A 26,089-nucleotide genomic window follows, 5' to 3' on the forward strand; every position below is an offset into this window, starting at 1 on the left:
TTTATAATAGGAGAGAAGGAGCATCTGTGCCGGAAAGTTCAGTAAATATATTAATCAAAAAGAAACACAGAGGTTTTTTACTTCTGTGTTTCTTTTTTCTATCCTTTTAAATATTAAGAGTCGATTTACCCTTAACAGGATGAATTCTGGCTCTTTTCTAATGTAATTTTTCTTCTTGCAATACAACACAAATGACATTGTGCTGCATGGAACACTCCTAACGTTGTTAAAATCACTTGTTTTTAAGTCAAAATTTATTTAACTTAGGGCGGATATTCCATATCCATCAGCTTAAGAAAAATAAACGCCACCAAAACAAAAAAGCCCCAAATTTTTCTTGAAAATAAGTTGGGGCTTTTGAACCAGAAAAGTATATTTTCAACTATGAAAACTATTGTAAATTTTTCCTTTTTTCCTACTTGCTAAATTCAGCAAGTAAAATATTTTTAAAAGGATTAGGACTGCCAGTTCTACCCAAACTATTCCAATTGACGACCAACGTATGCTTGCCTCCAAGTTTACCTCCAACTAGAGTTGTAAACCCTAGAATGCCACCTGAGTGTCCCCATATCGAGACACCGCTTGGAAGCTTAGTTTCATAGATTCCAAGACCATATCCATCGATTCCTTCTTTTCCTGTAGGAACTGTAGTAAGCATTTGTTTTAGTTGCTGTTCCTTCAGTAATTTGCCACCGAGCAAGTAAGAGAAGAATTTATTTAAATCGTCAGCAGTAGAAATCATATCTCCAGCAGAGCTACCTGCACTTGGGTTATAATAAGTAACGTCTTTTAGCTCACTTGCTCCGTCTGGTTGGACATATCCACGGGCATGGTTGGTGCCTGGAATAACGCTTGAATTGCCAGGTAGGAATGTATTCGACAATTCAAGCGGTTCAATAATCCGATTTTCAATCTCTTCCGCATAGCTGTTTCTAGTTACTTTTTCAATAAGAATACCCAGTAATACGTATCCTGTGTTTGAATAAGACCAGCCCTTTCCTGGGTCAAAGTCTGGGGGCAAAGAAATCCCCATCTTCACTAACTCTTCAGCCGTATACGATTTTTTTGTATCCGTGAAATCAGCGTCTTTTGACCTTGAGTATTCAGCGATACCACTTGTATGGTTCAATATGTGCCGAATAGTAATCTTGTTACCATCATATCCATTTCCTTGAATGACACCAGGCAACCATTTTTCGATGTAGTCGTCTAGATTCAGGCGATTCTCTCCAGCTAATTGAAGTATAACCGTTGCGGTGAACGTCTTCGTCACACTCCCAATGCGAAAGCGAAAATCTGTTTTCATTGGTTTCTTGGTTCTCAGATCCGCTATTCCAGCGGCATACCCCCACGTTTTTCCACCCTCAGAAGTTTTAGCAAGTATCCCCGGGTATCCAAGTTGCAATGTATCCCGCATTGCTTGCTTGACGGAAGTACGATCTCGTTGAGTATTTGTTTGTAACGAACTAGATACATTTTGAGTGGGCTCTGCTTTTACAATTGAGGTTGGTGTTGTATATAACAGGGAACTTCCAGCTATTAAAAGGGCCAGACTTGCACATGTAATTTGACTACGTATTTTCATAAGGCATTCCTCTCCTCTATTCATATTGTATAATTGTTTGCTTACTGTTCCTTACTTCCTGACAAGACTTAGGGAAAGGCCCTCACGCATATAGATTAAAGCTCCAGTACAAAGGTATCTATTAATACCAACAATTTGAGCCATTTAAATCTCCATCCCTTCTATAACAAAATTATTCAAAGGTATGAAAGCATATTATGTACCCTTAGTTATTGTTAGGATTAACACAACATGAGACATAACCCCAACCCATATTTTACTTTATTTATCCATAATATGTATTGAGAAAGAATACAAATTCGAATCCTTTCCGTAACCCAACTATTAATCGTTTTTTTCACCTACTATAAACTCAACAGAAAACTATTCACTTACGCAAATGTACATCAATATCATCCTTGAATTTCAAAATACAAATTATTAATAAAACAAGTAAAGTAGCTATATTAAGAACATTGAAGATATACCCAAAAAACAACACGCCTGTCAGTACATGAGATATAAATCATTCTCTGATTTTTTTGAAGACAGCATAACTTTCTCTAGTATAAATATGCTAATGCAAGAAACTCGTTTTATATATAGCAAACACGTTATAATGATTACTGAAATCTTGTTGAATATATAGGTATGAAGAATGAAAAAATGGAACTCATTAAACAAGAAACAAACTTAACTCAAAAGATGCGTTTTCAGCAATACAAATAGGATTGTACCAAATCGCAAAATGTTTACAACAAGGAGAAAAAGTACAGTTACTTGGTTTTTGAGGACATCCGAAGTCCAGGAACTTGCAGAGCGTAACGTTCATAATCCAAAAACAGGAGAAGCGATGAAGATTCTCCCTTCAAAATTACCAGGTTTTAAAATCAGCTAAGAACTTAAATATATGGTAAAGTAAAAAAGTATTTCCCTACATATTAGGAAAATACTTTTTTTAAAGGAACCTCAAAACTCACACATACCCTATACAGTAAAGGAAGTTTGGTACATGCAATTTTCTATAGACGCGATTCGTAATTTCCTCATACATGATATGGAATCCTATCGTGAAATGCTCCTACAAGAAAATGATTATGACAATATGAAATGGAGCTACACTACATTCATCGATATGAATAATTACCTAAAGAAAACAAATATGGATCAAGAGGAAATTCAAGAGTTATTATCGGTGAGCCGTGAAGGGATCTCTTTTGGATCGGTAACAAAACGTGATATGCTCTTTATACATTCTCTTACTAGTCCAAATCGATGTTTGGAACTAGTGGAAACCTATAAATTGATGGAACGAACAAACGAATACGTTCCCAATATGAAAGAAGAATTGCAATGGCTCAAAGATCGATGGGAAAAAGGGTTTTATATTTTTGTTAATCAATAAATATGTTGTATTTATAAAAGCGCTTACCATAGCAAATGTAGAAGATTCAAAGAATATGAATATAGCTTAGAAAAAAGCAAATCTTCTTAAAAGGGAAGCTTGCTTTTTTCTTATTTCCCCTTTTCGAGGGGATGAGCAAAAACCACCCTTAGTGAACTTTATAATTTATGTTTGGTACTTGTTAACAGCAAGAGGAGCAAAATAGGTGTTAAAGAATAGTTATTTTATTGGAATTTCCAACTCGTGTTGTTTTAGTATGTTTATCCGTGAGGAATGAAGACTGGTTTTTATTTAATATTTTTCGAAAATAAAAAAGAGACCTACTAACTAGGTCCCTTTTTATTCTACATTTAAGTTTCATTTCTGTTTGTTTTTGAAATTGTAAGGTATAAAATTGTATATGATGGTGTTTTCTTAACCTTACTATCAATAGCTAATTCGTGGATTTCAAAATTGCTTACTTTCTTAGCTCTACTATTCTGTTCCTTCCCCTAAAATTCCAATATCCCCATAACTTCTTTCGTAAATAATTTAAAATCAGTTAAATGTTTTTCAATAATTTGACGAACAATATCTAAATTTACACTTTGATAATCATGAACAGCAATATTACGAAATCCCACCATCGCCTTTAACTTATTTGCTAGCTCTGCGCTAAGTAATCCTGCTGTAACCAATAAATCAAAAGCCTCTCGACTAGATTGGGGTAATCCTAATTTTTTCCCAGCAACAATATGCATTGCTAAATCAATACTCGCTTCACAAGCTCTTTGTATATTCAATATTATTGAATCTTGCTTTGTGTAATCCTCCAAATTTTCAGGGTCATTTCCATATACATCTTGGATTCTTTTTATACAGCGCTCTATTGTGGAAATTTTATTTAAAATAACCTCATTCTTCATATATAGAACCTCTTTTCTTTATATCATCGAACACTATCTTGCGTTCCTCATTCAATTTTGAATACATTTTTAAAGTTTTCATTTCAAAAATAATTTTCCGTTCTTCATCAGAACAAAATATTGTCTTTCCTGTATGTATAATCTGAGCTTGAAAAACTGTAGAAGCTTCGGATAAATCAACTAAATCAACATCTCTATGAACAATGTTAGCTAACTCCTGTGCTAATAAAAAACGTTCATAGTTCCCTAAAGTTGTGTCACTTAAATAAGCTATATCAATATCACTATCTTCCCGTTCTCTGTTCTCAGCCGTTGATCCAAACACAATTATCCAATAGGGATTCACCGTCTCTTGTAATTTTTCTATAATAGCTGTTATCATGCTTTGAAAAATCATTTAATTAATCCCCCTTATTATACTTGAATTTTATTATATCATAACCATTACAAAATCCATTAAGCTACAACAAGTACATAAACAAAATTAACCTTCTTAGTACTTAAAGCACCTCAAAATTACGTGCTTATCCCTGTAAAAGCAAAAGACTTACAATAACTGTCAGTCTTTTGCTTTTTAAACTCTAAACAAATAGGGGCTATATTTCTCTATCAATGGCGTCTTTTATATGTTAATTCACCTTTGATTTTTCTTTTACTTTTGTATACAGTTCGTCTTTCTTAACCTCTTCCAACTTTTCATAAACGTAAATGACTTCCGTTGCTCCTTCTACATACTTACCTTTGGCATTTTTTTGCTTTTCTATCAACTTGTAGCCTGGAATTTCTTATTAAAGAAGGAATCGAAAAAAATGAAACTAAAAATGATATAGATGTTATGTCACTTGCTTCTTTCCTATCTTCTTCAATGAAAGAAGCTATTATAGCTAGTCGAATATGAAAAAATAATATACACCATCATTATTTTATAGAACAAATAAGACATCTTTTTAATTCATATTCTGCATAAAGAATGCATAAGAAAACTCAAAAAAAATTAGACTCTTTTTTGAGCTCTTTTCTTTTCATAATGCAATTTATTATTTTAAATCTACGCAAATTCTATCCTTTAATGCAGGGTAGATTTATAGCCTGTGAAAATGTTATTTCATTTTTGAAGACCTCTTCACAAAATCCTTAATATCCTTTAATTTTTTTCCACTAATATTATCTTTGATGGTTGAATCTATTTCATTTTCAATATAAAAAGTTTTCTCTTTAACCTTTACCTCAAATTTATATTTATTTTTATTTTTATCCCAATCTATTAAATTGCTTTTTAGTTGCGCAATATCCCTTAAATCAAACTGAATCATAAAAGGTTCTAAAGCTGGATAAAAATGTCCAAGTTTACTATTCTCTTTTAAAAAAACTATATATGTGTCACCAGATTTAGGTTTTATATACAATGGATCTTTATTTTTTACTTTTTTTGTAAACACTTTCGTAGCACCTTTCAGAATTATTCCATTGTCATCAATAACTTCATTACTTTCCTCTAATACAAGGCTTTCTGAGTATCTATGATTTATTAAAATTTTATTCTCTACAGAGTCCCCTTTTAAAATTTCTTTAACATGAAAATTAAACAGATGGCCTTCGACATCTTCATCTTGAATCTCATATGATGAATTGTTTGCCATATTCCATTTAGAGTGTAAACCGTCATATTTACCTAGTACAATTACATCTGCTTCTTCTACCATTTCACTTAAATGATTTGTAGTTTTGAATGTCTTACTTAATACTATAGTTTCAGAATTCGATGAAACATTAGACACTTCTGCTATGTCTGTATTTGACCAAATTGTCTTACCAATAATAATTAAAAAAGTAAATATTAATAAACATAGACTCCATTTTATTACTTTATGTTTATACATTATAATAACGTCTCCTTAAAAGATATTTTATACCATTTTCTCAATATAAACATTCCGAATTTTTAAAAAATATTAATTCAAAACAAGATAATGATGCTATAATTCTCTTGTTAAAAATAATCTTTGGAGGGATAATATGAATTTTAGAAAAGGGATTACTGCATTTTTATTAGGTAGTGTGTTTGTCTTTTCCAGCGTTGGAGTTTCAGAAGCTTATGTAAAAGAAGGATGGAAGCTACCTTCAAAATCAGCTACATATAAGTGGGGAGACAGATTAGACGATGGATCCAGTATCATTAAATCCGGTTGGCAAGCTGCAGATTCAGCCTGGTACACTGCTTCTCGTATTAACTTTACAGTTTCTTCTTCTTCTGTGAACAAATTAAACTCTTGGTTTGAAAGTTCCTCTACTTATTATGGAAGAATGAACACAACTTATAATACATCCACTAAAAAAGTAACGAAATTCGCTGGTGATATTAATGCAGGGAATACAAATATTACAAAATCTAATGTTGCTAAAAGTACAGGAGTACATGAGTTTGGTCATGCAATAGGAATAGGTCACAACAGCGGCACTTCAATTATGAACAGCAATCGTAATCGTACTACTATGCATGTCCCTCAAACTGACGATAAAAATGGTGTGAATGCAATCTATTAACAGAAAAAGGAGATGATTTCTTAATGTTAAGTAAAAAAGCAAAAACTATAGTAATTGCAATTCCTTTAGCTGCAATGATTGGTTTTGGAGGATATTCAGCATATAATAGTCACTTCTCCAATGTTGCTGGCGGAGATAAGAATGCTGAAACTGTCATTCTCAGTAAAGATTTCCCTGCTACAAGTGATTTAAATCAAATGATTAATGAAGCCGATCTAGTTGTAATTGGTGAATATGGAGGTCTTGACTCTAAGTGGAATATGGCACGTAATCCAAATAATCCATCGGAAGAGGACAAAGAAAATTATGTTGAAGGACATCTATATAATTTTAATATTTCCGAAACAATTAAAGGTGTGAATGAAAATAAACAAATAAAAATCAATCATCGTTTCGCTGAAACAGTTAAGCTTGAAGATTCTAATGCAGTTGTTGCACCAGATGGCACAGTTACAAAACAAGCTACTAAGGTAACTACTAAAGAGGTTCAAAATAAGGATCCTTTATATATCGAACCTAAAGTTAATAAAAAATATATGATGTTTTTAAAGAAAGATCAATTATTTGGAAACTACTACGGAGCAATTGAACCATTTGCAATTACTTTTGATGAAAATAACAAAGCTGACCTTCAAACAAACATAGAAACTATTAATGAAAGTAAGATGTCTTCCAAGGCAGAAATTGCAGGTAAAACAATTGTATTGAAAAATGAAATACATGAAACTATTACTGACAATATTAGCGGTAAGACCCTTAATGAATTAAAAGATCAAGTAAAACAAAATGTTAAGTAATAACCATAACTTATAATAATTTATCCTAATTCATACGATAGTAAAAATTAATTTATTAAAGTTGTCAAAAATTAAATACAAATTATCTTAAACTACCCCTACTTCCACATTCGTTTCCATCACTCTATACAGCAATTTCTATAACAATGGATTACCTATTTCAAATAGTGAAAACTACAAATTAGTTGAAAAATTAAACGTTTATGCAGTTGGTTGGACTGCACTATTACCACCAATTGCCGTTATGCATATAATTGAAAAATAGTTCATTTCTAAATTTATAAAGAGGCTACACTGAATATTATATAAATGTAAATATAAGACACTTCACTACACTAAAAATATATCCAGAGGTACTTTCTACCTCATATGATTAAAAGTACAACAGATAGGCTCTTATGCTATTACACATAAGAGCCTATCTGACTAGTATTATTACCAACTATTTTTATAAAAGTCTTTCATACTAAATAAAAGATATCTCTACAATTATTCTGGGAAAATGAAGCTAGAGTTCCCTTCACTATTAGCTGAATCCTCTTTTGGGAATGTAATAGTAGATCCTTCATTTCCCTTATTTCCTTTATTTATTTCTTGTTCCTCAGGAAATACAATGGAAGAATCATTACTTAAGTTTGGTGAAAAACCAAGTTTAGATAAAATGGCTTTTAAGTCAGGTAAAACACCAATTTTATCAGAAGTTGGATCATTAGATTTCGTTCCAGTACTAGAATCACTTAAAATATCCCTTAGCTGGCTTGGTGTATATACTTTCCCCTGATTATTTTTTGCGATCCCTTGAATTGATGCAGCAGCACCAGCAATAATAGGTGATGCACTAGACGTTCCGCTAAAGCTAGATGTATATAGATTTGTCATAAATTCACTTGGTTTTGCATCTGTTGTGTCTACTGCATTTCCCCACCCATAAACATCCACTCTACTACCGTAATTAGAGAAATATGAACGTTTATGAGGGACCCTTGCAGAAGCTGCCCCAACCATAATTGCCCCTGAATCTTTAAAATCTGGACTATTACGATTTAAAACTTGTTTACCATTACGGTCTCTAAATTGATCCAAATCATTTCCGCCGTTTGCACCTGCTTCAATAATAATAATTCCCTTATTTGCTCCTATACGAATTGCATCAAATATATCTGGTTTTACTTCTACAGGAAGATAGTTCTTATCTCCATATCCATCATATGTTGCTTGGGCTTCTAATAAAAGGATATCTCCAGCTTGCATATTGCTAACTGCACTTAATATAGCATCTGCTGTATTATATCTACCGTTATCTCTAATCTGGGATACAACTTTTACCTTAGCTTTTGGTGCAATACCAATTCCGCCTATGTTATTATCTTCTGCCGAAACAATCCCTAAGACTGAAGTACCGTGATCATGGTGTTCACTCTTATTCTGTCCTGATATTAATTCGATTTTCTGATTCACTAAATCTTCATGCGTAAATAACCAGCCATACTCCATATCTACAAAAGTTGTTCCTTTTCCATCTCCACCTTTTATACCCCAGGCATAAGGTGCATTGATTCCTAATGGTGCTGGTTCAAGGTAACCTTGCCTTGTAAGTCTAGGCTCATCATATGGATTAACAGATAAATTCGGTAAACTCTCTTCTGGTGGTGCTTCTTCTTCCTGTAGATATGCCGTTTCAACAAGAGATGATTTCTCAAATTTTACAAGTAATGCTTGTACATCGATATTACCTTGGGTTTCTACAATATAATAATTTAGCAAATTAGAAGAAATATGATCCGAATCTTTTATTTCTTCACCTAAATTTTTAATTTCTGTAGGGTTTAAAGAACTAAAAAGTCGATTTATAGTTATATTTGGGTATTCCGCTAAAATTTTAATTAATTCAGGGTCTTGTTTTTCTTCTTTAATGAATTTTTCTACCCCATCCTGATATGGTAAATTTGCTTCATTTTTAAATTTCAAAATTAATTGTTTAGTAACTTGCTTATGTACAGTAGAATTCAATTGCTTATTTGAATAATTGTAAGTAGCGGCGTAGGCAACTTCTGATTTTTCGCTTGGAAGTATACCACCTACCCCATTAAATGCTGTTAACGCAATTGAAGAAACTAGAATTCCCTTAAAAATTTTCAAAATGTGCACCTCTTTTAATTTATATATGATTATAAAAAAATGTATATTACCTAACTTCTTTTCTTATACAAACGTCTTAAATGTAGGCTTATATTTTCAACTCCATTCATTTTTTAATAATTGCTTATACATCACTAATACAACTAATTCATGTCATCAAATCTATTAATTCAGTCGCTTAGCTGTAACTATTATAGTTACAGCTATAGTGAATAGTCAACCTTATTTTTTATGCAATTTCGCATTTTTAAAAATACATACTTCTAATAATTTGCTCCTAATTATCTTAAGAGAAGTTGAGCTTCTATCATTTTAAGTACTTACATATATATAATAAAAAGCATATAAGGGGGATGGAAACGTGGTAATTTCAAGACAAGATTCCTGGACTAACGATAACGATTTACTTCTCGCAACAATAGTGCTTCAAAATATTCGTAACGGCGGAACACAATTAGCTGCATTTAAAGAAGCGGCTAAACCATTGGCCAGAACTCCTGCTGCTTGCGGATTTCGTTGGAACTCTTACTTGCGAAAACAATATGAAGAAGAAATACAACAGGCAAAACAAAATCGAAAAGTGGAAAATAACATTTCTCCCTCCCAACAAAAAAAAGAAACAAACTCTTTATCTATTAACTTAGATGACATTATTTCATTTCTACAAAATTATAAAGAAATGGATGAATTGACAACTTTACAAAATCAAATTGAATATTTAGAAGCAGAGAATTACTCTCTTTCGCAACGTTTAGCTATGTATGAAGAAGAGTATAGTATGTTACTTAATCATATCGATAAGAAAAGAAATTTAATTGTAGCCAATTAAATTTAGAAATAGATTAACTTTTATAATTTCTAAACCGTAGTATTAGTTAAAAATAAAATTTGATTTATAGGCAAGTCTAAAGAGCATTTTTTGAAAATAAGATCGATAATCAGATTTTGTTATAAATTATCACAAGGTAAAGCAATAATTACTTTACCTTGTGATAATCTTCCACTCTTATTAAGAGTTAGTAAATCCAATAAATTTCCCGCTTTAAATTCATTTAATCCATATAATAGGTATACACATTATTTTATTTCTGTTTTTTCATCTCTTCCATTTCTTGCTGCCATGTAGCACCCACACCTCCTGATGGCGTATTCCAACGGTCCTCTTGTCGTTTAATCCGTTCCATGTCTGCATCACTCGGCTTAAATTCTTCTACTTCCTTACGTTGTTGTTCAACTTCGTTATTATTAGGTTTATGTTTGGTAGTAACTTCTTCGGGCTTATCATTGGCTTCAACATTCTTGCCTTCGTCCATTTGAGACTTGTGATTATTTGACTTACTCTCATTAGATTGCACGCTTATGTTTTTCTCTTCAGCCCAACGATTATTTTTGACATCCCATCCGACAGGAATAACTGAATACATTTCCTTATCTTGGCCAACATAATCCGCACCAAATAACTTACCGTCCTTAAATTGAACTTGTATCACCGCTTCTGGCGCCTCATAAATATATTCAATTAATTCAGTATCAAACTTCTTCGTTTTAAATGCACTTGTCGCATTACGGTGTAATGCCTTAGCTACTTCTTCATATGGCATACCATGTTCAAGTGCTTCAAAGTAATCGACAGGCATTGTAGAACTACTTTCATCTACTGGAAGCTGATACTGCACAATATCAACTTTATCCTCATTTTTTTCCGTATCAATCGCTTTGTTTTCGTTATCCCTTGGCACATTATCATCCAAATTTTCCGCGTCCTTTAATTCATCACGCTTTGTTTCATCTACCTTCTTATCGGCTTGCGCGTCCTTCTTCACTTCCTGCTCACTCTTAGGAGTTTCTTTCTTGGTAGAGGCGTTCTCCTGACCACACCCCACTAATAAACTTGACAACAATAATCCTAATACTAGATATCTTTTCATGTCCATTCTCCCTGTTTGCGCTATATTTATACAATAACATTAGCGTATTTACCTTATATTACCTTATTCCCTTCGTAATATTATAACAATATATTAAAATATACAACAATTTAATTCTCTATTATGCTATCTATTACGAGATATCTAACGAGTTTAATTCTGTCAATCATGCTATGGCTTTCTAACACTTCTTTTGCACACTTTCTTCTTCCCCCCGAGATGCACCTTTAGCGAAAACAAATGAACAAAATTTCGTTAACCTGGTATGTATAGGTACTTATACAAATCAATCATTAATACGTTCACAGTATTGACCAGTCAGACATTTCAATTCACCCCAATATTCACCCTAACATGCGTTTCTCATTGTAAATAAAAAAACGGCGAATCCTCCATGTAAGAGAATCCGCCATCACAAGTAACTAATTATTTCATATCTGTTTTTTCTTTTGCTTTCGTTGGAAGCTCGTCTCTCTTCACTTCCTCCCAAACTTTCCTAAGTAGTATACACGAAGGGGTGCTTCTTTAAGAAGATTCAAGTTGTACCGCTTGTATCATTTCACTGTTTATAAAATACAGTTAGGATCAAAATTCTTCCACTTGAACAACTTTTTTGTTTCCATACCAATTACAAGCCTTTTTAGAGTAGTAGTATCGGTATATCCAAGCTTAATAATTTTTTGCACCAGAACCCACAACTATATTTGGTTCAACTGTTCCGATCACTACCATATCTTTATCAGTGATTATCTTCACCGTTTGATCTTAAATTATAATTTTTTCATAATATATGCAGAAGAAATATAACCTACTAGTTTTTGATCTGCAGTTTTAACTGGATACCATACAAACTGATTGCTACTATCTACAGATTCATCATATGCAGCGTTTCCTTGAATAATCAAGTTCGTATTTTTACTTAACGGTTTCCCACTTGAAGCGGAAGTAGGTTTAGATCTTAAATTTACTCCATCTCTTGTTACAAGGACTTGATCACCTGTTTTTAGGTGATAGATAGAAGAATGTGGATTTGTTAGTATGTACTCCTTCTTTTTAAATACAATATTTGTGCTCGTGTTAGGATCATATTCGAAATCAGCTGTACTGAAAGGAAACTGCCCCAATTTTGTATCATTTAAAAAACTGTATTGTTCTAGAATAGAAAACACTTTTTCTTGGTAAGCATTTAAATTTTTTTGACCGGTAGCTTTATACAAAGGACTGTTTGCAGGTTTTGTTCCATTATAAGCCATAACGGAGAAGTACCAGTTTTCGATTACTTCTGGTCCAGCAGCTTTTACCTTAGGTAGATCTGTTCGCTGATACATGCTACGAAGAACTTTAACACCTGCTTCAATATTATAATTAATATCATATTTTAACTTTTGTTGATCGAACTGAGTTTGATTGGTAATTTGCATAATCCCAATTCCACCATCTTGTGCTATGATTGGCTGGCCGTTTCCATCAAATTGTTTCCATCCACTTTCTTGTGTAGCTACAGCTTTTACAACTTCAGGAGGAACATTTTCTTTTAATGCTGCGTTCGTTAGTAAACAATTTATGTGCTGACGAGAGGGATTTTTGTTAGGCTTAATTTCACCATATGGCTCACACGTAGATGCAGCAGAGACATCTTCATAGGACCAACAAAATATCATGAAGCAAGCCAATATCCCTATTCTTAGTAATTGTACTTTCATTCTAGTATTCTCCAATCTATTTAATAATTTATAGTTATACACATTTTACCATAATATATTTCTAATATTCTATTTTTTAAGAATCCATAGGGTCAATCACGTGAGTGGTAATGGGACACCACGGTCTGGCACGTCAGCGATAGCAGAAATGGACTTCGCCTTTGGTAGCAAAAATCCTACTAACGTTAGTCACTTGCCTATTTAGGGATAGGAGTTTGAATTTAAATAATGAGTTCTGAGACACTACTCCTCTTCTAAAATAGCGTAATAATATTCATCCCACCATTCATTCCCATGTGGTATACACTTTCTGAAATAGCCTTCTCTTCTCATTCCAATCTTCTCCATCACTCGATATGATGGGATATTTTGTGGCTGACATGTAGCGATAATCCTATGTAATTTCATTTCCTTAAAGCCATATTTCAATATAGCTTGTGCTGCTTCAGAAGCATATCCTTTATTGAAATATTTTGGATTGAACACCCAACCAATCTCATAAGTATGCTCACCAAAATATTTATGAAAAACTATATGACCAATCAGGATATCTTCATCTATTAATACCACAGGAAAATTCTTAGCGTTTTTACCACTGTTTTCATTCACAAAGCTCCTTGTATCTTCTTCAGTAAAAACCCCTTCAGGTATGTATTTCATAACATTGATATCTGATGTATACTCATGGACAGCTTGCCAATCTTTGAACTCAAATTTCCGTATTAATAATCTTTCTGCTTTTACAAACATGTACCTTTCCCCCCTCAAAAAATTGTAATTATATTTTAAATTCACATATAACCCTTAAAACAAAAAGAACCTGTAGGAATCTCTACAAGTTCTTTTTAGTTTCAGATGAATATACGGGGCAAACAAACTATCTTACAGATTCATCATAGAAACTACAGGGGTAATGCTTTGACAAATACATTATATAACAAATATTAGCATCCACAGATTTTAATTTTGAAAATTATGTGAATTAGGAACAATAGTAACCTTTTTCTTAACTATTATTAATTTCATTTACTACTAACTTCTTTTTACTTAAATAAACTGCTCGATCTGATATTTTTGCAACTTCTTGTGAATGCGTAACAACAATTACACATTTATTCTCTTGATGGGCGAGCTCCTGAAACAGCTCAATAATCTCTTTCGCTGTTTCTCCATCAAGGTTCCCTGTTGGTTCATCAGCGATTAGTAAATCGACATTACAAGATAGCGCTCGAGCAATTGCTACACGTTGTTGTTGCCCGCCACTTAATTGCAAGACATTTCGTTTCGCTTCTACTTCTGTGAGCCCTACCTTCTCTAATAATTCTAATGCTCTTGCTTTTTTATTTTGTACCTTCACACCTGTAATTTCCATTGCCGTTAATACATTCTGAAGAGCAGTCATATAGGTAATCAAATTATAAGATTGGAAAATTACAGATACATGTTGATTACGGTATCGATCCAAGCCAATTTTTCTAATATCCTTGCCGTTATACAGTACATAACCATTTTTAGGTATATCCAGCCCACAACCTAAGCTAAGAGTTGTAGTTTTACCAGATCCAGATGGCCCTAAAATCGTGTAGAAATGCCCTTTTTGAAAAGAAAAATTCACATTATCTAGTATCGTTACTTTTTTTCCGTTACTTTCATAATAATAATCTAAGTTTTTAAATTGTAAAATTGTCTCCATATCCATCCTCCTTATTCATCTTTTAAAAGAATTTGTTTTGGATTTAAGCGTAGGATAGATAATGCCGGAAGAAGCGTTGCTAATATAGCAATAGTCAGTCCAATTCCCCCCATTTTCCCTAAATCCTCTCCTGTTACACTTACATCAATTTTATCAATTGGATCTTCATTTTGGTTTTGTGGAGTACCACCAGCCCCAACCATCATTACACTACCATTTTGTGAATTGTCTTTTTCTTCGCTTGCTGTAGCAATTTCACTCGAAAGTAAGTTATCCCCTACGAATTGAGAAACTTTAGCTCCTGTTGTTAGGGATAATCCAAATGCTAAAATAGCAATACATGCTACTTCTACTACGAACTGCGCCATCAGTTTCCATTTTTTCTCTCCAATAGATAATAAAATCCCCATTTCCTTACGACGTGCTTTAATCGATAACATAATGATTAATCCTAAAATAATCGCACCTGCAATAGATACCATATAGATAATCATTTGAGACGTAGAAGCGATATTTTCGATAGGACCAATCATTTGCTTGTACAATGAATCATGTGCATCTAACTTAAAATAATTAAAATCAATATCAGATTTTTTTGCTTCTTTTTTAAATGCATCAATATACTGTGGATCGTTCAATAAGTACACGACCTGAATGCTACTCATACCTTCATCTGTTTCTAATTTCTTTAAAGTAGAGTGAGGCATATATAGTTTATTAGCTGGATTCATCATAGGAGGGGGGTTTTGACCCATTGGTTGCTCATTCGTTTCATAAATACCAATAATTTCAACTTCAAGAATTTCCTTCTTATCCCCTGATTGAATTTTAACCTTATCTCCCACTTTCAAATTATTTTGTTCCGCTAATCGTTTTTCCATTAAAGTTACATTCTGATCTTGCATCTTTTCTGTAATTGGTTTCCCATCAATGATTTTACTTTTTCCATTTTTAAAACTTTCTTGTAATAAAGTCTTGCGAACTCCTTCTATCATAAGAGAAGAATTCATATCTATTTCTGAACCTGAACCTGATCCTCCAACCATTGCAACGCTACCTTTTCCTTTTCCTTCATCTTCTCCTTCTGAAGCTCCTACTAATTTAAATCCATCTGCAATTCCGAAATTATGGGTTATATAATTATAGTCTTTAACATATTTGGACTTCGCTAATTGATCTGTTTCTTTTGTATTGAGCTGCGGCGGATTAGGCGCTTCTCCAGTTTCCCTTGCTTGTTTTCCTAATTTATCAAAATCAAGACTTAAAGTAACATCAGCACCCAGTTTTTTTCTTGCTGAATCAGCAGCCTTTTTTGATGCATTCTGGATTGCAAATCCTGCCAGCACTAAGTTTGTAACAATCAGAAAGACCGCCATCAAAATTAATGATGTTCCTATTCTTTTTTTCATACTGAGAATTGCGCGTTTTATAAAATTCATTTTTCCTAACCTCCTTGATAGTTGTTATTCTAAATACACTATCTGGAGTTTATATGAAGATATTCAGTAGATTATCTAAAGATATTAGGGCTTATCTGGAGTGCATATGTAGTGATTCGTTAATATAGTCAAGAAAAACTGGAACACAAATTAAAATACGTAATCGATTTTGAAAATTGGTAGAGAGCCAGTTCATTAATGTGGAGTGAGGACGAATGGAATGATCGTACATATGAAACTAGTAAAATAGAAAAAGCCACCAAAAGGTGGCTGTTAAGTGGTACGTGTTTGTTCCATTAATTTCACGGTTTTTGTTAGTTTTTCACCATTTCGATAAACTGTTACTTTAATTGTATCCCCCAATTTTTTCTTTTCATATAAATATTTACGGAATTGAACGACATTTTCTATTTTTTGTCCATCTAATGCAATCACAACATCATATTGTTGCAATCCACCTTTTTCTGCTGGTGATTGGTTTGAGATATTCCTTAATACTGCACCATTTGATATCTCTTTTGGTAATTTTAATTGATGGCGTGCAGAATCTGTCATTTTCTCCACATCTAATAACTGTACACCCATCATCGGACGCTTAACTGTTCCATCTTTCTCAAGAGACTCCAGGATCGTTTTGGCTATATGAATCGGAATTGCAAATCCAATTCCTTCAACAGCTTGTTGTGCAATTTTACTCGAATTAATTCCAATGACTTCACCCCGTTCATTAAACAAAGCTCCTCCACTATTCCCAGGATTAATAGCTGCATCTGTTTGAATTACCTGTGCTTGCCAATCCACTTGTTGATTTCCGAGGGTACTAACAGGTATTTCTCGTTCCTTGCTACTAATAATCCCCTTTGTTACACTACCTTCTAGCCCCAATGGATTCCCAATGGCTATTACCGTTTCCCCTGTACGAATTTTTTCTGAGTCTCCAAGTGTTGCGACTCTTTTTACATCTGCCCCGTCAATTTCTAATACCGCTAAATCTAATAATGGATCTGTCCCTACTACTTTAGCGGGAACCTTTTTACCATTATTCAATTTCACTTCTACTTTATTCGCACCGTCTATCACATGATTATTTGTAACAATGAAAGCCTTATTGCCGTTTTTTTTATATATGACCCCTGATCCCGAACCAGCTTCTTCTGATTGATCTTGCGTATTAAATGAATCTGCATTTTGTTTATAGTTAATGACACCTACGACAACTTCTTTTGCAGATTCAATCATATTATGAGGATTGCTCACATCTTCTGGTTTGTAAGAGATCGGCGTAGCCTGATTTACTTCGTTATGCTTAGGAGATTGACCTGCACTTCCTTTGATTTCATTTATATAAGGGGTGGTCAATCCAATGGTAATTGCACCAATCACTGCACTAATTATTCCTGTGAAAAAATACCCTGTTTTTTTATAGGCTTTATTCCTATTGCTTTCTGTTTGATTTGTATCATAGTGTCCCATTGTGAACATCCCTTTCTCCTTTAATTTACAATTGAATATTTTTATCTTGATATTTGAAATACGATGTATGAATGTAATATTTAAGAATCACGATTTCAAAAAAAGAAAATTTTACCTTTGGTCATGGTTTAAACATAAATCAACTGTTTTTTCGTAGGGGTAACATTATATTTGAAATTCCCTATGAATATATGTATGACGATATTCAAACCCACTTCGAGCTTGTCTCTAAAAAAAGAGCCTAGTCGGCTCTCAACAAATAGGGTATTCAATGTACAAAGTAGCATGCGTGTTTATACAGGTGTTTTACAAAAAGTGGAAACAAGGGACAATAAACATCCATTAGCCTATTTATTCTTTTGTTATAAACTTAGATCCTAGCATTCTCGTGAGAATGGATGGTAATAGGTTTGTGTGTAAATAAGAAGGAAGGGATAAAATTTGATAGATTGTGTAAATCGTCAACATCATGTATCATTCCTCTCTATTTGGTACATGTATCATACAAACTTAATCTGTATTCTATATGGAGTTAATCTAGAGTTATAGTAAAGATTTTCAGTACCTAATAATTGAATACAAAAATAGAGAGAATCAATTTGATTCTCCCTATTTTTGTTCACTAGACTTATATAGCTTTCTTTTATTTACACTTGTGTATTTGTTTAAGCACGGTGCTGGTTTCAATTTTTGTTTTTTCTCTTTTATGCGTATATTATTCGAATGAGGGACCATCCACAGTTGTACATCTAATAAAGAAAGAATGATGTTTGCTTCCAGTGACATCTTAATTACCTCCCTCTGTCTTGTTATGTATATAACCTATCTCATGCATCTGGATCTGATTTGAAATACATGTAGTTTTCTTGTGAAGTTTTTATGGTGTTTCTAATACGTCTCCATATCAACTCCAGATTGGAAGGTTATAATGACTACAAGAGGTGATATTATGAAGAACTATCACATTCTGGTGGTAGAAGATGATCAAGAAATACAAGAATTAATTAAACAATTTTTAATGACACAACAGTATAAAGTTATAGTTGCATCAGATGGATTAGAGGGCATGAAACAATTTAATAAGCAATCCTTTGATTTAATTCTTCTAGATGTGATGATGCCAAACCTAAATGGATTTGAAGTTGCCAAAATGATTCGAAGTCAGTCAAATATACCAATTATTATGTTAACTGCGCTAGAAGAAGAACAAGATCAAATGAAAGGATTTGATCTTGGAATCGATGATTATATTACGAAGCCTTTTTCTTTTCATGTTTTGATGAGACGAGTCGAAGCAGTACTGAGAAGAAGTAATAATCAAAGTACGGATAATCATTTTGTATTTAGAGAACTACATGTCGATGGCGATGCATATAAAGTATATGTAAATAGGGTTGACGTTCCCTTAACGACAAAAGAATTTGAAATTTTGCAACTACTACTTCAAAATGAAAAAAAGGTACTCACTAGAGAAAATATCGTAGAAAAAATTTGGGGATATGAGTATGCTGGAGACACACGAATGATTGATACGCATATGAAAAACATACGAAAAAAATTAGATATACCCTATATTAAAACAGTAAAGGGCATTGGTTATAAAATCGATGAATAGGATTGTAAAAATCATGAAGATGAAGAGAATTACCTATAAACTCTTTATGACTACATCTCTCATTTTGTTAGCCTTTGCAGCCTTAATTTATGTAACTTTATACTTCTTTCTCCCTAAATTTTATGAGAAATACAAAACAGATCAGCTTCAAACGGGAATCGAAGAAATAATTGATAAATCTAAAGATCTTACGCTTCAAAATGCAACACCACTTGTTGATGAATACGCACAAAAAAATAATGCAATGATATATCTTCAAGATAATGAGGGAAGGCTTATTTATTATCCTTATCTTCGAAGTACTATTCAAGGGAGTACTATTCAAGAGGGTACTGTTCGGGGGGGGACTGTTCAGGGGGGGACTCCAGCAAAAGGTTTTGTTACAACAGTACCAATAAAGGGTTTGGCTCAATCTCGTAATTCATATGAGGCTACCAAGCCAATACAATTCCAAGATGTTAACTTAACGCTTGTGGTGTTCGCAACATTTCAACCAATCGATGAAGCTTCACAGGTCTTGGTACGTTTTCTACCCTATATTAGTATCATTGTACTGGTTATTGGTTTAGGAAGTGCTTATCTCTATTCAAGGTTTATTACTAAACCACTTATTTATATTAATAAAGGTGCACAAAAGATGGCAAACTTGGATTTCTCTGAAAAAATTGAGGTTCGTTCTATGGATGAATTAGGGGAATTGTCCAATAGCTTGAATGATATGTCCATAAATTTACAACAGGCAATTTTTGATTTACAAAAAGCGAATCAGCAATTAAAAAGTGATATTGAAAAAGAAAGAGAAATAGAAACAAAGCGAAGGGAATTCTTTGCTATTGTAGCACATGAATTAAAAACTCCTCTTACTGTTATGAAAGGATACATAGAAGGGATGATATATAATATCGGCCCTTATCAAAATCGTGACCAATATTTAAAGAAGAATTTCCAAATAATTGAAAGTCTAGAACAACTGGTTCGCGAAATTTTAAGCATGTCAAGATTAGAACAACATACCTTTAAACTTCAAGTGGAAGAAGTAAATCTTTCGAAATCAATAGATACAATCACAAAAAACCTCGAATTTTTTGCTTCTCAAAAAGGCATTCAAATAATAAAAGAAGTCGATTCTGACATTTTTGTTTATACGGATTATGTTCTTTTAGAAAAAGCTTTTAAAAACATCATTCATAATGCGATTATGTATTCACCGTATAACGAAAAAGTCTATATAAAGTTAACAAAGGATTCTAAACAAAACAACATCCAAATACGAGTTATCAATACAGGTGTCAAAATAAAAGAAGAAGAAATACAACATATTTTCAAACCATTTTATCGAATCGAAAAGTCAAGAAATCGAAATACGGGAGGGAGTGGTTTAGGGTTATATATTGTAAAACAAATTTTAGAATCCCTTTTTATCACGTATTCTATGAGTAATACAAAACAAGGCGTACAATTTTTGATTACCATTCCATTATCCATAAAGTAAATAACAAAAGAGTCTCAATCTTATTTCACCTTATTGAAATAAGATTGAAATTTTTTATATAGGATACCGTCACATCGATAAAAAGACGTTATTTTTTCCAATGATTTCTCAGAAAGAATAACGTCTTTTTTTATTTTAGGGGATATTTTGTATTGTTAGCCTGATAGCTATATTTCGTGACCCCTATTATAGGAATACTGCATCAGAACATAACAAAAATATAAACAAAAAATAATTATTTAAAATATAAGTTACATTCTAATATTTTATTGTTGATGACTGACAGTATCATTTTACAGCTTATTTAGAAGGGGCATGTACATTTCGAAGAAGTTCCTCAATAAGTTTTGTTTTTTCATTTACCTTTGTGGCATATGTGAAATCACCATAACAATATGGATACCTAAAATTATTTTTATTTCCACCACAAGTGTACATCGCTGGATTTTGATCAACTTTCATCTTAGAAAACTTTTTGGCCGAATCTTCCGAGTGTTGTTTAACTTCTTGACTGGCGATAAAATCAATATACCCTGGTCCCATATTATAGCTTTGAATAATTGTCTCCATGCTAACATCTTTTTCCGTTCCATATTTGTACATTTTTGCAAAGTGCTTTACCCCTTGTTTAATGCTCAAGCTTGTCTCTTGAATTTCATTTGGCTTTAACCCCAGTGATTCAGAAGACTGCATAGGGTCGTTGCCCTCACCTCTACTCTCTTGGTACATAATTCCTAATAAAACTGCTGTTTTCTCTCCTAAATTATATTTTTCTAATTCTTTTTTCAAGGTGAGCTCATATTGCAAAACACGTTTTTCGGTTGCGAGCGCTTTATTTTTTTGAATATTGGTTTTATGATTAAGATATAGTATTCCAAGTATTGTTCCTAAACCTAAAATACTAATAAACAATAAGATAATAATTCGTATTTTACTCGTATTCTTCATATATTCCTCCTCGTATAAGAAATTCTATTTTTCAAAGATAATTGGCTATTCACAAAATATGTAATGAACATCTATCTCTCGCCCCTTTTTAGACTCAAACATCAATACTTTAAGGTTTATAGTTTAATATAAAAATTTAAAGATAAGGTAAAGATAAGATAAAGATAAGATAAAGGGCATTTTTTATGCGTACATTAGTAAAGTATTGGTACAAACGGATATGTGGGAGAACTTGTTGATATGAATGGGTTTAGTGATAATTGAGAGATTATCGTACAAGTTATTAATTTTGGAGATATCATTTTAGAAGAAGATTTACCTTATCTTTTTAATATACTTTATAGAGAAAACTAAGAGATAAAATATAATAAAAACGGCTAACCCTCCACGTAAGAGACTTGGCCGTCACAAATTACTAATTATTTCATACTTGAGATATTATCACCCTTAGCGCTATACAATGAGATATTGGCTTAACCATTGAAAATTATTTAAAGGTTTACTTTTTTCATTTTTTTACTATTTCATAACTTGCTTCAAATTTAATCTTCCGCATTTATTGCCGTCTAACAATCATCATCACACATGACTTAATACATTATTGAAAAGAAACAGTTCTACACTATGCAGGCTTTCTTTATGATTTTACCGTTAAATTATTTATAAAACTCTCTATAGAATTCGCCTGGAATACACGAAAATAAGAAGATTGAACGTCATAATGTTTGTCAGTAATGATAAGGATTGAAGGAAAGAATTTAGAAGTTTTCGGTTGCCAAGATTCATTATGCCATTCTTGGCTATGGAAGTATAACTCATATCTATTTATCTTATCTTGCATTATCTTTTTACTGTACACTGACTTTTGAACTTCAATAAAGAATGGCGATCTACGCCATATTGTAAAAGCATCCGGTTCCATATATTCTTTCCCATACTTTGGTTCAACTTCGAATAGCTTAGGATTTTCATAATGAACGAGTTGTTTGTATACGTCCACAATACCAAGGAAATGAGGAATTTTTTGACTCGTTTTTTTGATAGAACTGGGTTGTGGAAAATAAATGTATGGGTGCTGTAATACGTTAGCATCAACATGCCCATCTCTTCTTAATCGTTTCATAACTGTATTACAACAAGTTATTGCATTCTTTAATCCTTGAAAATGTAAATAAATAATATCGTCACGAGACATACACCTAAATCGTTTCAAGTCATTCAAAATCCCTATATCTCTACTCTTCATCATCTAACACCCCAAATAAAGGCATTTCTTTTTGCAGAGGGTTTTTAGATTTTTTCTCCTCTTTAGCCATACGATATGGCTCAATAATTTGTTTCGCTTTACATAGTGACAAGTAAGGTGCTTGCACTTTCTTTAATCCATTTCTTTTAAAAATCATTTGGCCAGATTGCTCTAAATGCTCTGAACCAGGAGTACCCATGATATTACTATTAATCACACTATCACATTTAAAGCCAATTCTTACAGTCATATTAAGTTTTAACTTACCATCTAACACCTTGGCATCTGGTCGCTGCATACTAAGCATAAGAAAGACTCCAAGTGATCTCCCAACTGCTGAAATCTTTTCTATTGTAGCCATACACTCTTTTTCATCTTTAAGCATAGCTACCTCATCGATAGCAAGTAGAATATATGGTTTTTGATAATTAGGATTTATTTTGTTGTACGCATCAATATGATCAACTTCATATTCTTCCATAAGTTTTCTTCGTTCTCTGATTTCCTTCCATAACTTTTGAAGCATTATTTTCATTTCGATTTCTTCCATACAAACTTCTTTTACATGCTTCACTCTACGCAAAAAATGAAATTCAGAGTTTTTTAAGTCACCAAGATATAAATGCAACTTTTCAGGAAACATATATTGAATAAGTGTGGATAATATAACACGTACCATACTACTTTTCCCACTTCCCGTTTCCCCTGCAATTAATAAGTGTGGTGAATTGGAGTCAATCATATCGTACGCAATCATCTTTCCAAATTGGTCCCTACCGACAACAACAGGTAAACGGTAATCTTTTAATAGTGGTTTCCATCCTTTATAACAGTAATTGTACGATTTTAGCCCAGCGTTCGAACGGAATACATGTAGGACAAATTTTTTCACATCACCTTCAATCGTAATATTTCGTCCTAATATTTGTTGGAAACAAAACCACTTCTTTTCAATCTTCTGTGGATCTAATCCGTTTGGTATGGTAAATACATATCTCACGCTTTCTGCTGAAGAAGAAATATTATGTACCTTTGGATAAACAAGCACTTTCCCCCCGCGTGTTTGATATTCCGTATATAGACCTGCTTTTCCAAATACCTCTATAAGTTGATTCCTTAACCTTTGTTTATGAAGCCACTTCTTAATCAATTTCATATACTCCCCCCTAAAACATGATTACGATGCGAATAAATACATATCCAATCAAACAAACTCCACCAATTCGCATGCCGTGATATATTCCTTCACTTACAAATTTAGCTGCGGATATATAGTCATGTCGTACCAAATATTTTTCTAACATGACTGCCCCGATTAAAACGGTTCCCATTATGCCTAATGCAATGTAAGTATTGAGTACCTGATCCGACATATGAAGGAATGCGAAAGGACTTAATGAATTGTATTTACGTATTTTTTTTTCTTTATCTTCATATGACTGATCCATAAATTCACGAAAAGAAATTGTTTCCTTCCTACCACGCATTTAAATGCCCCCTCTATAAACAGAATGAACAAACTAGATAAAATATAGGTTTTATACGCTTATTACCTTGATAGCATTATCTTGACAGTTAAGGTGGTAGATACTTTGCTAGTTCAAAGGCTAGTTGATTTGGTATCTACTTTGGTAATTAGTTTGCTAGATACCATGGTGGCTACCTTGATACATCATATTGCGTGGGGCTTGTACATTATTAACACTTTTGTTTAAAAAAATCATGCTTTGGAGAAGATGTGATTAATAGAGTATTTAAGAATAGGAGTGTTCACAATGTTTGGCTTGGGGAAACCATTATCAAAGTTTGGTAAATTTTTAAGAAAAAATAATATTACTCAAACCGAATTAAAGGAATGGAGTGGAGTTAATCAAAATACAATTAGTCGTATTTCTCGTTCAAACACATACAAGCCTTCATTAGGGAATGGCCAAAAACTAATTAGGTCCTTAAAAAGAAAAGGTTACAGCGTAGACTTTGAGGATTTCTGGATGTAATAATCAGCTCGTTAAACCGAGCTGATTATTTTTTGAGGATTTCATCATTATATTAATTGAATTGCTGATGATATTAAAAATGAATTATTATAGGTAGGTTTCAAAAGAATTCGATAATTCAATTCTCAAACAAAATTTTTAGAAAATAGAGGCTTACTTTAATTGTTTAAAGAGAAACTAAAAACCTACCTTGAGGCTATAAGGGTTTAAAGTCAACTCGAATAGTGTTCTTTTATTTGATTTTCCATAAAACATTTTTAAAATTCCGTACCATTGGAAATACCTATATAAAAAAATAATTAATTATTAGGAGTACCATAAATGTCTGATGTAATCCGTTTCTGTATTGGGGTAGTCATTGCCTTATTTTTATTTTCTTCCATAGTAATGGAGTTTAAAAAACTCAAAATGATATGTTTTGGTTTTCGATTGAAGTCTTATCTCTCCTCGGAGTTTTACTGCTAATAAAAGAGTTTTTAATTAATCATATAACATAACCCCTTGAATAAAATTCAATATTCCGTCAATAATGTAGACAACATTATATTTTCTCCATTTCCCCTTGGAGATGAGCAGTTAGCTTTTGCTGGCTGCTCTTTTGTATTTTTTTATCCAGTCTTTAATTAGCAACTTTTTCTATTTATCCAATTTCATTAATTTTCACCACAAAAGGTTGATTTTAATATGTAATATTGCATATCTTGTACTTTCAGCCTTTTAACATGCAATAATTTATTTATAAAAATATATGATATTAGTAAGGATGATTTATATGAAAAATTTCCATAAGAAGATGATTCAATCTTTACAAACGTTTTGGGGATGCTTAGCATTTGGTGTATTTATGTTTGCCATCTTCTTGATTATGGATTTATCAGATACCTCTTTAAATACATTAGGCTGGAGAGACTGGCTGGGCTCTGCAGTAGGTGCTGTCATCTTATCTGTCGGTATGTTCACTTTAAGTAAATTGGATTTAAAATAAATACTCCGATAATACTGTAAATAGGCCGTATATCAAAATTCATTTAAAGTAGTTTCCTCTGTATCTCCTTGTATTGAGCTGTTACCTTTTCAACGAGCACCTTTGTATAAGTGCTCTTTTAATTAAAATAACGATCTGTTTCGTTCATTATTTTAATAAATTTCTTTCCTAAGTGCTTTTTCTATGTGCTATTCTAATCCCTAATTAATTGTAGAA

General features: G+C 32.6%; 26 protein-coding genes and 4 pseudogenes. 12 read left to right on the forward strand and 18 right to left on the reverse strand.

The window, feature by feature from the left end; genetic code table 11:
- Nucleotides 1–415 precede the first annotated feature (415 nt).
- Entirely contained in the window at nt 416–1,585 is a 1,170-nt protein-coding gene (locus tag JDS98_RS07385) for a serine hydrolase domain-containing protein (protein ID WP_199633728.1), read from the reverse strand.
- Between the two features lie 727 nt (nt 1,586–2,312).
- Here JDS98_RS07385 and JDS98_RS07390 point away from each other — a divergent pair.
- Both JDS98_RS07390 and JDS98_RS07395 read left to right on the forward strand, forming a co-directional pair.
- Complete coding sequence (locus tag JDS98_RS07390; protein WP_242480967.1) at nt 2,313–2,462, forward strand: HU family DNA-binding protein; 150 nt, start codon at nt 2,313–2,315, stop codon at nt 2,460–2,462.
- A 114-nt stretch (nt 2,463–2,576) separates the two neighbouring features.
- Nucleotides 2,577–2,969 (forward strand): hypothetical protein, encoded by a 393-nt coding sequence (locus JDS98_RS07395; RefSeq protein ID WP_097953838.1) that lies wholly within the window; start codon nt 2,577–2,579, stop codon nt 2,967–2,969.
- Between the two features lie 491 nt (nt 2,970–3,460).
- Here the strand turns inward: JDS98_RS07395 and hepT are convergent, their stop codons facing one another.
- From hepT to JDS98_RS07410, 3 genes are all read right to left on the reverse strand, one after another.
- On the reverse strand, nt 3,461–3,874 hold the full coding sequence (hepT, locus tag JDS98_RS07400) for a type VII toxin-antitoxin system HepT family RNase toxin (protein ID WP_000787545.1): 414 nt from the start codon (nt 3,872–3,874) through the stop codon (nt 3,461–3,463).
- Nucleotides 3,864–4,271, reverse strand: coding sequence for a type VII toxin-antitoxin system MntA family adenylyltransferase antitoxin (mntA, locus tag JDS98_RS07405; protein WP_000577221.1), 408 nt, complete (start codon nt 4,269–4,271; stop codon nt 3,864–3,866). Before mntA ends, hepT begins: the two co-directional genes overlap by 11 nt.
- Before the next feature lie 232 nt (nt 4,272–4,503).
- Nucleotides 4,504–4,641 (reverse strand): hypothetical protein, encoded by a 138-nt coding sequence (locus JDS98_RS07410; RefSeq protein ID WP_199633729.1) that lies wholly within the window; start codon nt 4,639–4,641, stop codon nt 4,504–4,506.
- Between the two features lie 17 nt (nt 4,642–4,658).
- Between JDS98_RS07410 and JDS98_RS30185 the strand changes: the two are divergent.
- Nucleotides 4,659–4,841, forward strand: a pseudogene (locus JDS98_RS30185) (TetR/AcrR family transcriptional regulator); the annotation flags it as partial.
- A 133-nt stretch (nt 4,842–4,974) separates the two neighbouring features.
- On the opposite strand, the gene JDS98_RS07415 reads toward JDS98_RS30185, so the two are convergent.
- Nucleotides 4,975–5,754: a hypothetical protein gene (locus JDS98_RS07415; protein WP_199633730.1), complete on the reverse strand. Its 780-nt coding sequence runs from the start codon at nt 5,752–5,754 to the stop codon at nt 4,975–4,977.
- 136 nt (nt 5,755–5,890) lie between these two features.
- On the opposite strand from JDS98_RS07415, the gene JDS98_RS07420 reads away from it, so the two are divergent.
- From JDS98_RS07420 to JDS98_RS30190, 3 genes and pseudogenes are all read left to right on the forward strand, one after another.
- Complete coding sequence (locus tag JDS98_RS07420) at nt 5,891–6,418, forward strand: matrixin family metalloprotease (protein ID WP_001011319.1); 528 nt, start codon at nt 5,891–5,893, stop codon at nt 6,416–6,418.
- A 23-nt stretch (nt 6,419–6,441) separates the two neighbouring features.
- Nucleotides 6,442–7,215 (forward strand): hypothetical protein, encoded by a 774-nt coding sequence (locus JDS98_RS07425; RefSeq protein WP_061530295.1) that lies wholly within the window; start codon nt 6,442–6,444, stop codon nt 7,213–7,215.
- Nucleotides 7,216–7,366: 151 nt separating this feature from the next.
- Nucleotides 7,367–7,480: pseudogene (locus JDS98_RS30190) on the forward strand (DUF3221 domain-containing protein); the annotation flags it as partial.
- 224 nt (nt 7,481–7,704) lie between these two features.
- On the opposite strand, the gene JDS98_RS07430 reads toward JDS98_RS30190, so the two are convergent.
- Nucleotides 7,705–9,354 (reverse strand): S8 family peptidase, encoded by a 1,650-nt coding sequence (locus JDS98_RS07430; RefSeq protein ID WP_199633731.1) that lies wholly within the window; start codon nt 9,352–9,354, stop codon nt 7,705–7,707.
- Nucleotides 9,355–9,715: 361 nt separating this feature from the next.
- On the opposite strand from JDS98_RS07430, the gene JDS98_RS07435 reads away from it, so the two are divergent.
- The gene (locus tag JDS98_RS07435; RefSeq protein WP_199633732.1) at nt 9,716–10,183 is read left to right on the forward strand and encodes an RsfA family transcriptional regulator; all 468 of its coding nucleotides are present in this window, start codon (nt 9,716–9,718) and stop codon (nt 10,181–10,183) included.
- A 253-nt stretch (nt 10,184–10,436) separates the two neighbouring features.
- On the opposite strand, the gene JDS98_RS07440 is transcribed toward JDS98_RS07435, so the two are convergent.
- From JDS98_RS07440 to JDS98_RS07470, 8 genes and pseudogenes are all read right to left on the reverse strand, one after another.
- Entirely contained in the window at nt 10,437–11,282 is an 846-nt protein-coding gene (locus tag JDS98_RS07440) for a hypothetical protein (RefSeq protein ID WP_000833317.1), read from the reverse strand.
- A gap of 426 nt (nt 11,283–11,708) precedes the next feature.
- Nucleotides 11,709–11,818, reverse strand: a pseudogene (locus JDS98_RS30855) (YxeA family protein); the annotation flags it as partial.
- Between the two features lie 234 nt (nt 11,819–12,052).
- Complete coding sequence (locus JDS98_RS07445; protein ID WP_002106758.1) at nt 12,053–12,985, reverse strand: transglycosylase SLT domain-containing protein; 933 nt, start codon at nt 12,983–12,985, stop codon at nt 12,053–12,055.
- 243 nt (nt 12,986–13,228) lie between these two features.
- Nucleotides 13,229–13,735, reverse strand: coding sequence for a GNAT family N-acetyltransferase (locus tag JDS98_RS07450; protein ID WP_199633733.1), 507 nt, complete (start codon nt 13,733–13,735; stop codon nt 13,229–13,231).
- Nucleotides 13,736–13,991: 256 nt separating this feature from the next.
- Complete coding sequence (locus JDS98_RS07455; RefSeq protein WP_000447838.1) at nt 13,992–14,678, reverse strand: ABC transporter ATP-binding protein; 687 nt, start codon at nt 14,676–14,678, stop codon at nt 13,992–13,994.
- 11 nt (nt 14,679–14,689) lie between these two features.
- Nucleotides 14,690–16,117: an ABC transporter permease gene (locus JDS98_RS07460; RefSeq protein WP_199633734.1), complete on the reverse strand. Its 1,428-nt coding sequence runs from the start codon at nt 16,115–16,117 to the stop codon at nt 14,690–14,692.
- Nucleotides 16,118–16,390: 273 nt separating this feature from the next.
- Entirely contained in the window at nt 16,391–17,599 is a 1,209-nt protein-coding gene (locus JDS98_RS07465) for a S1C family serine protease (RefSeq protein WP_199633735.1), read from the reverse strand.
- A 600-nt stretch (nt 17,600–18,199) separates the two neighbouring features.
- Nucleotides 18,200–18,376, reverse strand: coding sequence for a hypothetical protein (locus tag JDS98_RS07470; protein WP_000050962.1), 177 nt, complete (start codon nt 18,374–18,376; stop codon nt 18,200–18,202).
- A 163-nt stretch (nt 18,377–18,539) separates the two neighbouring features.
- Between JDS98_RS07470 and JDS98_RS07475 the strand changes: the two genes are divergently transcribed.
- Nucleotides 18,540–19,205: a response regulator transcription factor gene (locus JDS98_RS07475; protein ID WP_000800737.1), complete on the forward strand. Its 666-nt coding sequence runs from the start codon at nt 18,540–18,542 to the stop codon at nt 19,203–19,205.
- A 13-nt stretch (nt 19,206–19,218) separates the two neighbouring features.
- The gene (locus JDS98_RS07480) at nt 19,219–20,697 is read left to right on the forward strand and encodes a sensor histidine kinase (protein ID WP_000782790.1); all 1,479 of its coding nucleotides are present in this window, start codon (nt 19,219–19,221) and stop codon (nt 20,695–20,697) included.
- 300 nt (nt 20,698–20,997) lie between these two features.
- Here the strand turns inward: JDS98_RS07480 and JDS98_RS07485 are convergent, their stop codons facing one another.
- Nucleotides 20,998–21,645 (reverse strand): lysozyme family protein, encoded by a 648-nt coding sequence (locus JDS98_RS07485; protein WP_000799426.1) that lies wholly within the window; start codon nt 21,643–21,645, stop codon nt 20,998–21,000.
- A 216-nt stretch (nt 21,646–21,861) separates the two neighbouring features.
- Between JDS98_RS07485 and JDS98_RS30195 the strand changes: the two are divergent.
- Nucleotides 21,862–21,987 (forward strand): annotated as a pseudogene (locus JDS98_RS30195) (vancomycin resistance histidine kinase VanS); the annotation flags it as partial.
- 295 nt (nt 21,988–22,282) lie between these two features.
- On the opposite strand, the gene JDS98_RS07490 reads toward JDS98_RS30195, so the two are convergent.
- Genes JDS98_RS07490 through JDS98_RS07500 form a run of 3 tightly spaced genes read right to left on the reverse strand, consistent with a single transcriptional unit; the run spans nt 22,283 to nt 24,378 of the window.
- Complete coding sequence (locus JDS98_RS07490; protein WP_199633758.1) at nt 22,283–22,840, reverse strand: replication-relaxation family protein; 558 nt, start codon at nt 22,838–22,840, stop codon at nt 22,283–22,285.
- Nucleotides 22,841–22,880: 40 nt separating this feature from the next.
- Entirely contained in the window at nt 22,881–24,047 is a 1,167-nt protein-coding gene (locus JDS98_RS07495; protein ID WP_199633736.1) for an FtsK/SpoIIIE domain-containing protein, read from the reverse strand.
- Between the two features lie 10 nt (nt 24,048–24,057).
- On the reverse strand, nt 24,058–24,378 hold the full coding sequence (locus JDS98_RS07500; protein ID WP_199633737.1) for a hypothetical protein: 321 nt from the start codon (nt 24,376–24,378) through the stop codon (nt 24,058–24,060).
- A 288-nt stretch (nt 24,379–24,666) separates the two neighbouring features.
- On the opposite strand from JDS98_RS07500, the gene JDS98_RS07505 reads away from it, so the two are divergent.
- Nucleotides 24,667–24,888, forward strand: a complete 222-nt coding sequence (locus JDS98_RS07505) for a helix-turn-helix domain-containing protein (protein ID WP_000467340.1) — start codon at nt 24,667–24,669, stop codon at nt 24,886–24,888.
- A gap of 772 nt (nt 24,889–25,660) precedes the next feature.
- The gene (locus JDS98_RS07510) at nt 25,661–25,873 is read left to right on the forward strand and encodes a hypothetical protein (protein ID WP_098711058.1); all 213 of its coding nucleotides are present in this window, start codon (nt 25,661–25,663) and stop codon (nt 25,871–25,873) included.
- The last annotated feature ends 216 nt before the right edge of the window (nt 25,874–26,089 follow it).

Origin of the sequence: Bacillus cereus group sp. N11 (assembly GCF_016483605.1) — a bacterium.
GTDB classification, from domain to species: domain Bacteria; phylum Bacillota; class Bacilli; order Bacillales; family Bacillaceae_G; genus Bacillus_A; species Bacillus_A toyonensis.